General features: G+C 48.8%; 11 protein-coding genes and 1 pseudogene. 8 read left to right on the top strand and 4 right to left on the bottom strand.

What is annotated here, in order from left to right; all coding sequences use genetic code 11:
* Window positions 1-25: 25 nt before the first annotated feature.
* Window positions 26-922, bottom strand: a complete 897-nt coding sequence (locus CWI35_RS05760) for a DMT family transporter (RefSeq protein ID WP_119877574.1) — start codon at window positions 920-922, stop codon at window positions 26-28.
* 258 nt (window positions 923-1,180) lie between these two features.
* On the opposite strand from CWI35_RS05760, the gene CWI35_RS05755 reads away from it, so the two are divergent.
* Window positions 1,181-1,828, top strand: a complete 648-nt coding sequence (locus CWI35_RS05755; protein ID WP_119877573.1) for a DsbA family oxidoreductase — start codon at window positions 1,181-1,183, stop codon at window positions 1,826-1,828.
* 209 nt (window positions 1,829-2,037) lie between these two features.
* On the opposite strand, the pseudogene CWI35_RS05750 reads toward CWI35_RS05755, so the two are convergent.
* Window positions 2,038-2,514: pseudogene (locus CWI35_RS05750) on the bottom strand (IS630-like element ISBs2 family transposase); the annotation flags it as partial.
* A gap of 254 nt (window positions 2,515-2,768) precedes the next feature.
* Here CWI35_RS05750 and istA point away from each other — a divergent pair.
* Window positions 2,769-4,274 (top strand): IS21 family transposase, encoded by a 1,506-nt coding sequence (gene istA, locus CWI35_RS05745; RefSeq protein ID WP_015374822.1) that lies wholly within the window; start codon window positions 2,769-2,771, stop codon window positions 4,272-4,274.
* A complete protein-coding gene (istB, locus tag CWI35_RS05740; RefSeq protein WP_041468500.1) occupies window positions 4,271-5,023 on the top strand; it encodes an IS21-like element helper ATPase IstB in 753 nt (250 codons plus the stop codon). The genes istA and istB overlap by 4 nt, the downstream gene beginning before the upstream one ends.
* 348 nt (window positions 5,024-5,371) lie before the next feature.
* Here istB and CWI35_RS05735 read toward each other — a convergent pair whose 3' ends face one another.
* Window positions 5,372-6,244 carry an IS3 family transposase gene (locus tag CWI35_RS05735; RefSeq protein WP_044743016.1) on the bottom strand — a complete coding sequence of 291 codons (873 nt, stop codon included), beginning with the start codon at window positions 6,242-6,244 and terminating at the stop codon, window positions 5,372-5,374.
* On the bottom strand, window positions 6,241-6,495 hold the full coding sequence (locus CWI35_RS05730; protein ID WP_108430427.1) for a helix-turn-helix domain-containing protein: 255 nt from the start codon (window positions 6,493-6,495) through the stop codon (window positions 6,241-6,243). The genes CWI35_RS05735 and CWI35_RS05730 overlap by 4 nt, the downstream gene beginning before the upstream one ends.
* 197 nt (window positions 6,496-6,692) lie before the next feature.
* Between CWI35_RS05730 and CWI35_RS05725 the strand changes: the two genes are divergently transcribed.
* The 5 genes from CWI35_RS05725 to CWI35_RS05700 all read left to right on the top strand — a co-directional run bounded on the left by CWI35_RS05725 (window position 6,693) and on the right by CWI35_RS05700 (window position 13,364).
* Window positions 6,693-7,973 (top strand): IS110 family RNA-guided transposase, encoded by a 1,281-nt coding sequence (locus tag CWI35_RS05725; protein ID WP_119877354.1) that lies wholly within the window; start codon window positions 6,693-6,695, stop codon window positions 7,971-7,973.
* A gap of 397 nt (window positions 7,974-8,370) precedes the next feature.
* Window positions 8,371-9,804, top strand: a complete 1,434-nt coding sequence (locus CWI35_RS05715; RefSeq protein WP_119877572.1) for a glycoside hydrolase family 1 protein — start codon at window positions 8,371-8,373, stop codon at window positions 9,802-9,804.
* A gap of 136 nt (window positions 9,805-9,940) precedes the next feature.
* Window positions 9,941-10,492: an NADPH-dependent FMN reductase gene (locus tag CWI35_RS05710; RefSeq protein ID WP_033006883.1), complete on the top strand. Its 552-nt coding sequence runs from the start codon at window positions 9,941-9,943 to the stop codon at window positions 10,490-10,492.
* Between the two features lie 148 nt (window positions 10,493-10,640).
* On the top strand, window positions 10,641-10,952 hold the full coding sequence (locus CWI35_RS05705) for a metal-sensing transcriptional repressor (protein ID WP_013523213.1): 312 nt from the start codon (window positions 10,641-10,643) through the stop codon (window positions 10,950-10,952).
* Between the two features lie 15 nt (window positions 10,953-10,967).
* On the top strand, window positions 10,968-13,364 hold the full coding sequence (locus tag CWI35_RS05700) for a heavy metal translocating P-type ATPase (protein ID WP_119877571.1): 2,397 nt from the start codon (window positions 10,968-10,970) through the stop codon (window positions 13,362-13,364).
* Window positions 13,365-13,471: the final 107 nt, after the last annotated feature.

Genomic DNA, 13,471 nt, shown 5'->3' with positions numbered 1-13,471 from the left:
CAAGGCAACTTGAGGGGATTTTTATTTACATGCTCGCATCTTTTGCCGGCGATGCTTCCGTTTTTCGAACATTGGTTGCCAAATAAACCCCAATCAACACGAATGCACCGCCAATCAGTTGTGGCGCGGAAATTTTTCCTCCTAACAAAAACGTGATTATCGCGGTAAATACAGCGATTAAGTTTAAATAAATGCCTGCGTAGCTCGGTCCAACCTTTTTTACAGACAGATTCCAAAACAAAAACGAAAAAACGGACGGAAACAGACAAATGTAGCTGATGCCAATCCACTCTTTTCCGCTTAACCCGGCGAGCGGAAACGGCTGCAATAAAAGAAACGGAAGCAGCAAAATAACGCTGAAAAACACGGAACAAGTAGTCGCAGTAATCGGAGGAACGGCTAATTTTTTCCCGATGATCGAATAAAGCGCCCACACCACGCCGGCGATTAACATCATCAAATCGCCGCGGTTATAGCTCGTTTGGAAAATCCACTGCAGATGTCCGTTGGTTAAAATAAACAATACGCCGACGAGCGAAAGGATAAAGCCAACCACATTGACAAACGTCATGCGTTCTTTTAACAGAAAATACGACAAGATCACGATAACGGCCGGATTCAACGCGTTCACAATCGCCGCATTCATCGGTGATGTATATTCCAATGCTCCGTAAAGAAGCAGGTTATAGCCAATAATGCCAAGAATACCGGCGATGCTTAATGGCAGCCAAAATTGCTTCATGATTTCTCCGTAGCGCGGCCGTTCCAAAAAATAGGAGATGGGAAGAAGGAACAAAAACGCGACACTCCAACGAATGAATGTGAGCCATAAAGGACCAATTTCTGCGACGACGTATTTTCCGATTAAGTAATTGCCAGCCCAAAATAAGTTGGCCAACACTAAAAAGATTTTCTCTTTCATCTAATTTCTCTCCTGTCTCGTCTCTTGATATCTATATATACTTCTTGGCGTGTGTAATATCCTTTTTTTTGAACGTTGTTTGACTGCCGTTGTTTCTTTCTCTTCTGCACGTGCATCTAGTCGAATGGGAGTATGCATAATAAAAAAGATTTATAAGTGTGTAATGTGGGATTTTTTAGATAAATACGAAACAGATGTGATAATATTATGATAAATGCAACCAGCACTTTAGTAAATGAAATAAAGGAAGTGATGACAGTGACATTAACGATAAAAGTATATTCGGATTATGTATGTCCATTCTGTTTTTTGGCGGAAAGACCGTTGCAAGAAGCAGCTGCGGGAAAAAACGTGCAAATTGAGTGGATGCCGTTTGAATTGCGTCCATACCCAAATGAAACGCTTCGTCCGGAAGGAGACTATCTACAAAAAACATGGGAACAGTATGTATATCCTATGGCGAAACAGATGGGAATTCCGATCGTACTTCCGAGAGTATCGCCACAGCCGTACACTCACCTTGCTTTCGAAGGATATCAGTATGCAAAAGAAAAGGGAAAAGCAAATGAATACAATCACCGTATGTTTACCGCCTTTTTCCAAGAAGAGCAGGACATTGGCGATATCGATGTGTTAACAAAGCTGGCAGGGGAAGTAGGACTCGATGAAAAAGAGTTTCGCCAAGCTCTTGAGACGCGCAAATACAAAGAAGCGCACCAACGCGCACTCAAGCATGCGTATGAAGAAGCGAACATCACCGCTGTTCCGACGTTTGTCATTGGGGATACGGTTCTTACCGGTGTCCGTTCGAAAGAAACGTTAGAAAAGATTATTGAAGAAGAAATGAAAAAACAATCATTTCGTGATTTTGGAGAAGGAATGGCTTGTGGCGTAGATGGATGTTAATGTCCCTGCGGATGCGTATCGTTTTCTTTTTCTGATAGGATAAGGGTTGTTTTTTTGGTTCATCACCAAAAGATGTACTTGACTTTTAAAGACAAACATGATAGCAATGTTGCTCAAAGAGATGTGTGGTATAAAAAGGAAAAATGCTGTTTTGATTTTCTTTATCATAATCGTCTTTCTTTGTCAAGTACACTTTGTGGTGAAGAGCCTTCTTTTTGTTTCTCTTCATCGGCATTGGCTAGTGTATAGGTCGGTTTCGTATAGCTTAGCCCTAACCGATGCAGAATGTCACTTGTTCCGCGAAGCGTGTATGTTGGCCCCCACTTTTGTTGAATGAGTTCAGCGATTATCGCAAGCGTCCAATTATATTTTGCTTCGAATCCCACATCTACGGGGAGCTGATGTTCAATGATCAAAGCCAGCTCTTTTTCCTGCTCAGGGGTCAATCGACGTGGGGCGCCAGGTGAGTATTTCATCTCCAGTCCATCAAGACCGCGCTGGGCGTAGGCATGAATATAGTTATAAATAGTTTTCTTGGATCGACCAATAATCGTTGCGATTTCTCCTTTGGTATATCCCTGCAAATGAAGATAAATCGCTTGGTAGCGTTCATATGCTCGTTTACTTTTTGCTTCTTTCATGGCAGTGGACAACTTTTCGATCTCGTCTTTGTGATTTGGCATCATATTTTCTCTCCGTTCCCCTATTTTCTCTTTTATTTATTCGCCGTGGAACGGGAGAAAACCTTTATTTCAATTTATATAGCAAAGTTATTTTTGGTAAACTAATGAGGAGGGGTGTTTATTGCAAAATAAAAATACAGAGTTCTGCAACGAAAAGTGCAGAGCTGAAGGCAAAGAAAAAAAGGCTTGCCAGCCTCTAACATTTCCTCTACTGTGGAAGTTGTGAACACATAACCAAACAGTGGAGGAGCGAAAGGATGCTGGCAATGCCCGAAATTAATCGTATCAGAAAACTGCGTGAAAAGAAAGGGTTATCGATTGCGGAAATTTCCCGTGAAACGGGATATAACTGGAGAACGGTCAAGAAATACGCAGATGAAGACATTTCTGTCCAACCAACCATCAAACGCAAAAAGGGGATGATGGAGGAAGAAGGGTACGGGCAAATCATTGATGACTGGTTGGAGGAGGATGCCAAGCTGCCGAGAAAACAACGGCGAACGAACAAGACGATGTTTGAAGCGCTTTGTCGTGACCATGGATTTCAAGGCTCGTATCGCACCGTTTGCGCGTACGTGCAAAAACGAAGACCGCAGCTCAAGCTCGAGAAAGAACAGCGCTATGAACGACTGGAGCACCCGCCAGGCGAGGCGCAGGTGGATTTCGGGAAGATGACGGTGGTGACGAAGGAGGGGAAGGAAGAAGAGCGATCGGTTTTGATCATGAGCTTTCCCTATAGCAACGCTGCGTTTGCTTATCCGCTGCCGGCGGAAAACAGTGAATGCTTCCTCCACGGGTTGACGCAGCTGTTTCGTCAGGCTGGGGGAGTGCCAAAGGCATTGCGCATTGACAATTTGTCCGCGGCCATTGTGTCGATTCGAAAAGGGGGAGAACGCCGATTCACCGAGGCTTTTGAGAAATTCCAACTCTACTATCGGTTTGATGTACAAGTGTGCAATCCATACAGTGGACATGAGAAAGGAAATGCGGAGCGAAAAGTCTATTACACTCGCAACCTTTGTTTCATCCCCGCTCCATTGATGGAGTCGGATCCGGAGCTGGTGGAGTGGCTGCATCGCAAGATGGTCGAGGACCGAAACCGTCCTCATTATGAAAAGGGGCGGTGGATCGAGGAACTATGGCAGGAAGAACAACCAGAGCTGTTGGCGTTGCCGGAACAAGATCTTCCGATCTTCTCCCTCGATCACGCTTACGTGAATAAATACGGAGAAGTGATGGTGGATGGGAAGGCGTTCGTCGTCCATGGCCTGTCCGTCCCCAACCGGGTGTTGGTGAAGAAAGAATGGAATCGTTTCGTTGTGTTCTCTTCCGATGGAGACGTCCATCTTGAAGCGCCAAGGCCGTATACGAACGTGAAACGCGAAATCCCTTGGAAAGAGATTTTCGCTGAGTGGGAGACCAAACCCCGGGTTGTCGGACATTCCCGCTACCGGACGTACTTGCCGGAGGCGATCCGAATGTATCTGGCTGGCCCCCCGCCCCAGGTGGTGGCCCGTTTGAAAGGACTGCGAGCGCTGTTGGATCGGCACACGCTTTACGAAATCGCCCAGTGGCTCGAGGAGAGTCAGCGATGGGACTTGACTCCTCATGAAATCGGCGTGTTGATGGAAGCGAAGCACTCCTATTACCCGGACAAGTGGGAAGAATCATACACCCCTTCCGTTCTAATCGACTATGAAACGGATTTAACGGTGTATGATCAACGTCTTCATCCCGCTCGGGAAGGGAGTGTCCAGAAATGAGAGCAGAGGTGAAAGAGATTTGTAAAGCGCTGCATTTGGCCTATATCGCAGATCGATTCGAGGAGGTGAGATTCGAAACGAAAGAACAGTTTTTGCGGGATGTATTGGCGCTGGAACTGTCGTGCCGCCAAGAAGCGAAACAGGCTCGGCTGATCAAGAAAGCCAAGTTTCGGGAGTTGAAATGGCTGAAGGATTACGAATGGTCGGGTCATATCCATTGGCCAGCCACGACATCGAGGGAGGAACTGTGTGACCTTCGCTTTTTGGAGCGAAAGCAAAACGTTCTGCTTTTAGGTTCACCTGGAACGGGGAAAACCCATCTCGCCACAGCACTTGGCATTCAGGCGTGCCAACAAGGCCATGAGGTTCGGTTTTTCCGCGTCGCGGATCTTGTCGCCCAGCTGGAAGAGGCGTTGAAAAACGGCACGCTCGGACGGCTGAAACGAAGCCTCGACCCATGCGAACTGTTGATTTTGGATGAACTCGGCTATGTGCCGTTTCAAAAGCAAGGATCGGAACTGTTGTTTCATATTATCGCCGACTGTTACGAGCGAAAAAGCGTCATGGTGACATCGAATCTAGAATTTGGACAGTGGAATCGGGTGTTTGGGGACAACCGTTTGACGGCAGCGTTAGTGGATCGCTTGGTTCACCACGCCCACATCTTGGCCTTTACGGGAGAGAGCTATCGACTGCGGAACGCTCTCTCCGCGATCCAGCCGTCCTCTGCCCCCGGTCTGGAACCTTAAGTCTTGAGCTGGCAAGCCTATGTATTTTTTCTTGCACTTCTCTGCATTTTTTGCTTGCAAAAAACAGAGGGGGAGCACTGGGGAGGTGCTCTTCTTGTTTATTATGTGCCTATAGAGAAGGAGCATTCCCGTTAGGAGCTTTTCCGGGGACTTGATCAAAAAAAGCCCTCTTGGTATGTGAACATATCCCTGTCAAGTAGACAGTGTGAAAAATACCCACCTTCTTCAGCTGCTTGTTAGGATAGTGGAATGAGGAAACGTTGTCAAGGAAAGCACTTGACAACGTCTCCTTCATTCCACTTCATCGTTGGCAAGCTGAAGAAGGAGACATTCTCAGCCGTTCGTCTGCTAGGCTGCTTGGGCAATTCGGTATTCCACTGGGCTGAGGTAGTCTAGTTTTTTCTGGCACCGTTCATAATTATAAAAATACATGTACTGATCGATCGCCTCGATCATTTCCTCTTCCGTTTCAAAGGTGGGAAGGTCCACCATTTCCGATTTCAAATGCCCGAAAAAATTTTCCATGCAGGCATTGTCTAAACAGTTTCCTCTTCTGGACATACTAGGAATGATATGATGAGCCTTCAGCAGTTGATGGTACTGGCGGGATGTGTACTGGGAGCCTTGATCGCTATGGAGAAGGACTCCTCGCGCATCCCGTTTTTTGATGGCATCCTTGACCGTTTCGATCACCAATTTTAAGTCATTCGAACGACTGATGCGATACGCAATGATTTCATTGTTGTACAAATCTTTAATAGCAGACAGATACAAATAGGTTCCTTGAAATGGCACATAGGTAATATCCGTCACCCATTTTTGGTTGGCTGCAGTGGCCGCAAAATCACGGTTTAACACGTTCGACGCTACGATATTCTCCTTTCCCGCTTTATACTTCGGCTTTTTTCGACGGATTTTGGCCTGAACCCCCAACTCTTTCATCAGTCGGTACACTCGCTTATGATTCACGGTCTTCCCATAATTTCGTTTGATCCATGCCTTCACGCGGTAGTATCCATAGATCCCATTGACCTTTTGATGGCATTCGAGGATCATTTGTTTGATTTGTTCATTTTCCTTTTGCTTCTCTGTGACGATTCCCTGCCGGTTCACCCATCGATAGTATCCACTTCTTGACACACCGGCCAGTTGGCATAGCCAGGCAATCGGATAGGTGTTGGATAACTCCTGAATGATCGAGAACCGCTCTTTCGGTTTCACCTCCTTGCCAGCTCTCGTAACTTTTTTAAATAATCATTCTCTGCTTTCAGTCTTCGATTCTCTTCCTCTAAACTGCACTCTTTTTTTCGAGGCCTTCCCTTGAATGGAGACTTGGATGTCCCGCGCCGTTCTTCGAGCCCTTTTAGACCATGTTCATGGTAACGTTTTACCCAAAGTCTGATCGTTTTCGTGCAGGGAATCCCTAACTCTTGGCATATCCGCTTATATCCCCATCCTTCTTCGATGTACATCTGGACAGCCCTCCATTTAAACTCCACGGAATAAGTGGTCTTCCCTTTCGGTGTTTGCTTGGTCTCGAACATAAACAAATCCCTCCAGTGTTTTTAATGACAGTATGGGCATTTTCCCAACTGTCTACACTAGAGGGATAATATCAATGATGCAGGGGTGTCAAACACATCACTCACCATACCAAGGAGGACTTCAGATGAATTGTACACAAAACTATAAAATTGATCAAGTCACCGAACAAACGCTTGTCGTGGGCATCGATATCGCGAAACGAACCCACTACGCCTGCTTCGTGGATGACCGGGGGCGTGTCCTTCGCAAATCGTTCCCGATCTTCCAGTCGAAAGAGGGCTTTCGCCAGCTGTATGAAGCGATTCAGGAGGCGATGCAAGCGTTCGGGAAGTCAGAGGTGATCGTCGCGGTGGAGCCGACCGGGCACTACTGGTTGAACCTGGCCTACTTCCTCGAGGAGCACGGGATCCCGTTGGTCATGGTCAACCCGGCGCATGTGTGCCGGTCGAAAGAACTCGATGACAACCTGCCGACGAAACATGACGCCAAAGATGCCCTAGTCATCGCCAGACTGGCGAAAGACGGACGATTCCTCGTCCCCCGGCTGCTGCACGAGATCGAAGCCGATTTGCGCGTGGGAAGCACGCTCAAAGAGAAGCTCCGCAAGGAACAGACGGCGGTGAAAAATGCGATCATCCGCTGGACCGACCGGTATTTTCCGGAGTTTTGGATGGTGTTTCGCGATCTGGGAAAAACGGCGCTTTCGGTGTTGGAGTGGACGCCGTTTCCGGCCGATATGGCGGGTCGGACCGCCGAGGAGCTCATCGAGGTGTACCGGCAAAGCGAAGGGCTGAAATGCCCGCAGAAGGCCAAAATTCAGGCGTTGATCAACGCCGCGAAGGACTCGATTGGGGTGACGGAAGGGACGACGATGGCCCGGTTTGAGATCGCCGCGCTCGTCCGCCGATACCGCCAATTGGAGGCGGAGATCGCCGCACTGGACGCCGAGTTGAAGGCATTGGTTCAAACGACGATGGAGTATCAATGGTTGAAAACGGTCGACGGGTTGGGAGACGCCACGATTATCGATCTTCTGGCGGAGATCGGCAGCTTCGCCCATTATCGGGACCCGCGTCAATTGGTGAAGTTGGCGGGCCTGACGCTCAAGGAGAACTCCTCCGGCCAGCGCAAAGGGCAAAAGCACATCTCCAAACGGGGACGGAAACGGCTGCGATCGGTGCTGTTTCGGGCGATGATTCCGCTGATTCGGCACAACGAGGCGTTTCGCGAGCTGCATGAATATTACACGACCCGATCCGTCAACCCGCTGACCGGAAAGCAATCCATCGTCGCCTTGTGCCGGAAGCTGTTGAATGTGCTGTTTGCGATTTGTACGAAGAAACAAGCCTTTGACGCGGAGCGAATGAAACAGGACGTCTTGTCCCAGGTGCAACGGGCGGCCTAAGGCCTCCCCCTGCGAACGGAAGAATCGTTGGACAACCAGATGACACCGGAGAAGCTGGCGTGATTTTATCCATTCGACCTTGAGTCCCCAAAGGAGCTTGGCCGGCCTCCGCCTGATGACGAGACCGAACGAGGGAATGTTGGCGCGAAGACGCCCGGAGACATGGGAGGGTTCGTCCTCATCAGCGACGCGGAGATCCAAAGGGTGCATCGAATACGCTTCTCCCCACGGAAGGAAAATATCCCCAGCCGTGGCCGCGAAGCGCACCCTAGGTCTGTAAGATATCCACAAAACTGAAAAAGGATGTAAGGGATTTTGTCGAAAAATATTTTTTGGACACCCCTGAGAGGCCGAAAAGCCTTGATACATCAACATTTCTAGAGGGAGGAATAAACCGATGAATAAAAAGTTTCCAGAAGGCTTTTTATGGGGAGGAGCGACGGCGGCCAACCAGATCGAAGGAGGATTTGGCGAAGGAAACAAAGGGGTAAGCATTGCCGATGTGCTTCCGGGAGGGAAAATACGACAGCAGCTGCTGAAAGAGAAAGGACTAAAGTTTGCCATTGATAAAGAGAAGTATACATACCCGAACCATGAAGCGATCGACTTTTACCATCGGTATAAAGAGGACATTGCCTTGTTTGCCGAGATGGGGTTTAAAGCGTTCCGCCTATCGATCGCCTGGACGCGCATCTTCCCGAACGGTACGGAATCGGAACCGAATGAAGAAGGGCTTGCCTTCTATGATCAGGTGTTCGATGAGTTACATAAGTACGGGATTGAGCCGGTGGTGACGATTTCCCACTATGAAATGCCGCTCCATTTGGCCAAAGAATACGGCGGCTGGCGCAACCGAGAGCTCGTGGCGTTGTTTGAACGTTACGCGAGAGCGATTTTTGAGCGTTACAAGGAGAAAGTGAAATATTGGCTGACGTTTAACGAAATAAACGGTGCGCTCCATTTTCCGCTCATGAGCATGGGATTTGTGCCGGAAAGCGAAGAGACGAAATATCAAGAGTTGTTTCAAGCGTTCCATCATCAATTTGTCGCCAGCAGCTTGGCGGTGAAAGCGTGCCGCGAGATCATTCCGGACGCAAAAATCGGCTGCATGATTCTCGCCGCCCCCGTGTACCCGTACGACTGCAATCCAGAAAACGTCATGCATGCACTTGAAGAGGAGCGGCTGTTGAATTTCTTTTGCGCCGACGTTCAAGTGCGCGGCGAGTATCCATCCTTTATGAAACGCGTGTTCGACGAGCGCGGGGTGAAACTCGATATTCGCGACGGGGATTTGGAACTGATCAAGAAGCATACGGTCGACTATATCGGTTTAAGCTACTATATGTCCGTCACCCAGAAAAAAGACAAGATGGATGATGAGCTCATCCCCGGCAGCGTATTTGATGGGGTGAAAAACCCGTTCCTTAAAGCGAGCGACTGGGGCTGGGAGATCGACCCTATAGGGCTGCGCATCATTTTAAACCGGTTGTACGATCGGTATCGCGTACCGCTTTTTATTGTGGAAAACGGGCTTGGGGCGCATGACAAAGTGGAAGAAGACGGCTCGATTCACGACGATTACCGCATTGACTATTTGCGCCGTCATATCGAAGCAGCGCGTGAAGCGATCGCCGATGGCGTCGAATTGATTGGCTATCTCGTATGGGGCTGCATTGACCTCGTGAGCGCCTCGACCGGCGAGTTTTCAAAACGGTACGGGTTGATTTACGTCGATAAACACGATGACGGCAGCGGCACGCTCGAGCGGAGAAAGAAAAAGTCGTTTGATTGGTATCAAAACGTCATCGCGACGAACGGGGAAGAGTTATAATGGGAATGACCGCAAGGGGAATTTGAAGCAAAAGGCAGCTGATGGAATCGAATGGCAAAATAGTAAGGGAATGCGCGCTCGCCTTGCGCTGCGGGGGAAATTGACCATCAACCCCATTTGAAGGAGGACGAAAATGATGAACATTGTGGCTCTTGTCGGAAGCTTGCGAAAAGACTCATATAACCGGAAATTAGCGGAGTTTATGCGAGAACGGTACAAAGACAAATTCCAATTGGACATTGCCGATATCGGCGCTCTGCCGCATTACAATCAAGACGATGAACTCGATCCGCCCGAAGTCGTGGCGGCATTCAAGCGGCAAGTGGCGGATGCGGACGGGGTTTTGATCGTGACACCGGAGTACAATTGGTCCGTTCCCGGCGTGCTGAAAAACGCGCTAGATTGGCTGTCGCGTGTGGACAAAGTGTTGGTCAATAAACCCGTGATGATTGTCGGAGTATCGACAGGGATGATGGGAACAATCCGAGCCCAGCTTCATTTGCGCCAAATCTTGCAAAGCCCGGGGCTGGCTGCGAAAGTGTTGCCGCCTGCCGGGAACGAGGTATTGATTAATTTTGTGAACCAAAAGTTCGATGAATCGGGGCAATTGACGGACGCAGCAACGATCCAATTGTTGGATCAGGTGATCGAACGGTTTGTTCAATGGATTGCCCAAAGCGGACGGTGAGCACCGTTCGCTTTTTCTTTCGGTAGGCAATGAGTCCGAGTCAGCTGAACAATTGGCTTGATGATGGTGGGCATGATTTGTATTAAGGAGCTTATGTTGCGTTTTATACCCATTACCGGTATAATGTAATGAAAAGAGGTGATGTTTGATGAACCATTATGAAGATCATCATGTGGATAAAAAAATGGTTCCACGAACGGAACAGGAAATCGAACGCATCATCAAGCGCTTGAAGCGCATTGAAGGGCAAGTGCGCGGGGTGCAAAAAATGGTGGAGGACAATCGGTATTGCATCGATATTTTAGTGCAAATTTCTGCGATCAGAGCGGCGTTGAACCAAGTCGGGCTGCAGCTGCTTGAACGCCACGTGAGCCATTGCGTGGCGAAAGCGATCCGTGAAGGGAGCGGAGACGAATCGATTCGCGAATTGATGGATGTGATGAAACAATTTTCGAAGTAAGGGGGGAAACGGGAAATGGGGGAGCCGAAAACCGTGACGCTGAAGGTGACCGGCATGACATGCGCCGCGTGCGCCAATCGGATTGAGAAAGTATTGAATAAGATGGAAGGCGTCAAAGCCCATGTCAATTTGGCCATGGAAAAAGCCACGATTCAATACGATCCATCGAAGCAAACGATCGCCGATATCGAAACGAAAATTGAGAATTTGGGGTATGGCGTTGCGACGGAAAAAGTGACGCTTGATATTGAAGGAATGACATGTGCGGCCTGTGCGACGCGGATTGAAAAAGGGTTAAATCGGATGGAAGGTGTGACAAGCGCTGCTGTCAACTTGGCGACAAACAGCGCGGTGGTCGAATACAAGGAGGGTGTTACATCTGTCGAAGACATTTTAGAGAAAATCAAAAAGCTTGGGTATAAGGGGCAAATTCGAAACGAAGAACAAGACGATGCTGGCCGGAAAGAAGAGCGGTTGAAACAAAAACAACGGCAACTTGCCATTTCTATCATCTTATCGTTGCCGCTGCTTTATACGATGCTGGCTCATATGCCGTTTGATATGGGCTTGCCGATGCCGCAGCTCTTGATGAATCCGTGGTTCCAGCTTCTTTTCGCTACACCGGTTCAGTTCTACATCGGCGGTCCTTTCTATGTCGGGGCGTACCGGGCGTTGCGAAACAAGAGCGCGAACATGGACGTCCTAGTAGCGCTTGGAACATCGGCCGCGTACGTTTACAGCTTGTACGAAGCTTTTCGGACACTTGGGAATCCTGACTATATGCCGAGACTGTATTTTGAAACAAGCGCCGTCTTGATTACGCTTGTGCTTGTCGGAAAATACGTTGAGGCTCTTGCGAAAGGGCGAACAACCGAAGCGATCTCGAAGCTAGTCAGCCTGCAGGCAAAGGAAGCTACTGTCATCCGTAATGGGGAAGAAAGAAAAGTTCCGCTCGAGGAAGTGGTGATCGGCGATACGATCCTTGTCAAGCCAGGAGAAAAAATCCCGGTGGACGGTACAGTCATCTCCGGCGCCTCTTCCGTAGACGAATCGATGATTACCGGTGAATCGATTCCGGTTGATAAGAAGGAAGGCGACTATGTGATCGGAGCGACCATTAATACAAATGGGGTGCTGACCATTCGAGCAGAAAAAGTAGGAAAAGATACAGCACTTGCCAATATCATTAAAATCGTCGAAGAGGCACAAGGTTCGAAAGCTCCGATTCAGCGGATGGCGGATGTCATTTCGGGTATTTTCGTACCAATTGTTGTCGGAATTGCGGTTGTTGCATTTATGATCTGGTACTTCTTTGCTGCGCCGGGTGATTTGGCGAAAGCGCTTGAGGCGGCCATCGCCGTTCTTGTCATCGCGTGCCCTTGTGCGCTCGGTTTGGCCACACCGACATCGATTATGGTCGGCACCGGCAAAGGGGCAGAACAGGGAATTCTCTTTAAAGGAGGTGAGTACCTAGAGAGAACGCATCAAATCAATGCCGTATTACTCGATAAAACAGGAACCGTGACAAAAGGAAAACCGGAAGTCACCGATGTGCTGGCCTTCCGCGAGGACATGCTCGATTATGCGGTTTCCGCCGAGAGCGCTTCGGAGCATCCGCTGGCTCATGCGATTGTTGAATACGGGAAGAAACAAGCGATTTCGATGAAGCCATTGGAGCACTTCTCCGCCATTACCGGCCACGGAATTGAAGCTGTCATTGACGGAAAAAGCATCCTTATTGGGACGCGAAAATTGATGAAGGAACGCTCTGTAGCGATTTCTGTGCATGAAGATAAAATGGTAGAGCTTGAAAAACAAGGGAAAACAGTGATGCTCGTTGCCATCGATGGACAGCTTGCCGGCATCATTGCGGTCGCGGATACGGTAAAAGAAAGCTCCAAAGAAGCCATTCAAACATTAAAACAAATGGGTATCGATGTCTATATGGCAACAGGGGACAATCAACGGACAGCGGAAGCGATCGCCAATGAAGTAGGCATTGAGCATGTGTACGCCGAGGTGCTCCCGGAAAACAAAGCGAACATCGTCGAGGAATTGCAAAAGCAAGGAAAACGTGTGGCGATGGTCGGCGATGGGATTAACGACGCTCCAGCTCTGGCCAAAGCGGATATTGGGATGGCGATTGGCACAGGAGCTGATGTCGCCATCGAGACCGCGGACGTGACCTTGGTCGGCGGCGATTTGCGCCATATCCCGAAAGCCATTGAGTTGAGCCGCCAAACGATGAAAAACATTCGGCAAAATCTGTTCTGGGCGTTGTTTTATAATACGATCGGCATTCCGGTCGCCGCATTCGGATTATTAGAACCATGGATCGCGGGGGCAGCGATGGCGTTCAGCTCGGTGTCGGTTGTTACCAATGCGCTTCGTTTGAAACGCGTGAAACTATAAACATTTAAGGAGCATTCCCGTTAGGAGCTTTTCCGGGGACTTGATCAAAAAAAGCCCTCTTGGTATGATGCAGGGGTGTCAAACACATCACTCACCATACCAAGGAG

The organism is [Bacillus] caldolyticus (assembly GCF_003595605.1).
In the GTDB taxonomy this organism is placed as follows: domain Bacteria; phylum Bacillota; class Bacilli; order Bacillales; family Anoxybacillaceae; genus Geobacillus; species Geobacillus thermoleovorans.
Note: the sequence above shows the minus strand (reverse complement) of the source record. Positions and strands in the feature narration are given on the sequence as shown.

Excerpts from the sequence above, each read along its gene's own strand:
- CWI35_RS05760 (WP_119877574.1), bottom strand. The coding sequence starts at position 922 with ATGAAAGAGAAAATCTTTTTAGTGTTGGCCAACTTATTTTGGGCTGGC.
- istA (WP_015374822.1), top strand. The coding sequence starts at position 2,769 with ATGCTGGCAATGCCCGAAATTAATCGTATCAGAAAACTGCGTGAAAAG.
- istB (WP_041468500.1), top strand. The coding sequence starts at position 4,271 with ATGAGAGCAGAGGTGAAAGAGATTTGTAAAGCGCTGCATTTGGCCTAT.
- CWI35_RS05730 (WP_108430427.1), bottom strand. The coding sequence starts at position 6,495 with ATGTACATCGAAGAAGGATGGGGATATAAGCGGATATGCCAAGAGTTA.
- CWI35_RS05725 (WP_119877354.1), top strand. The coding sequence starts at position 6,693 with ATGAATTGTACACAAAACTATAAAATTGATCAAGTCACCGAACAAACG.
- CWI35_RS05715 (WP_119877572.1), top strand. The coding sequence starts at position 8,371 with ATGAATAAAAAGTTTCCAGAAGGCTTTTTATGGGGAGGAGCGACGGCG.
- CWI35_RS05710 (WP_033006883.1), top strand. The coding sequence starts at position 9,941 with ATGAACATTGTGGCTCTTGTCGGAAGCTTGCGAAAAGACTCATATAAC.
- CWI35_RS05705 (WP_013523213.1), top strand. The coding sequence starts at position 10,641 with ATGAACCATTATGAAGATCATCATGTGGATAAAAAAATGGTTCCACGA.
- CWI35_RS05700 (WP_119877571.1), top strand. The coding sequence starts at position 10,968 with ATGGGGGAGCCGAAAACCGTGACGCTGAAGGTGACCGGCATGACATGC.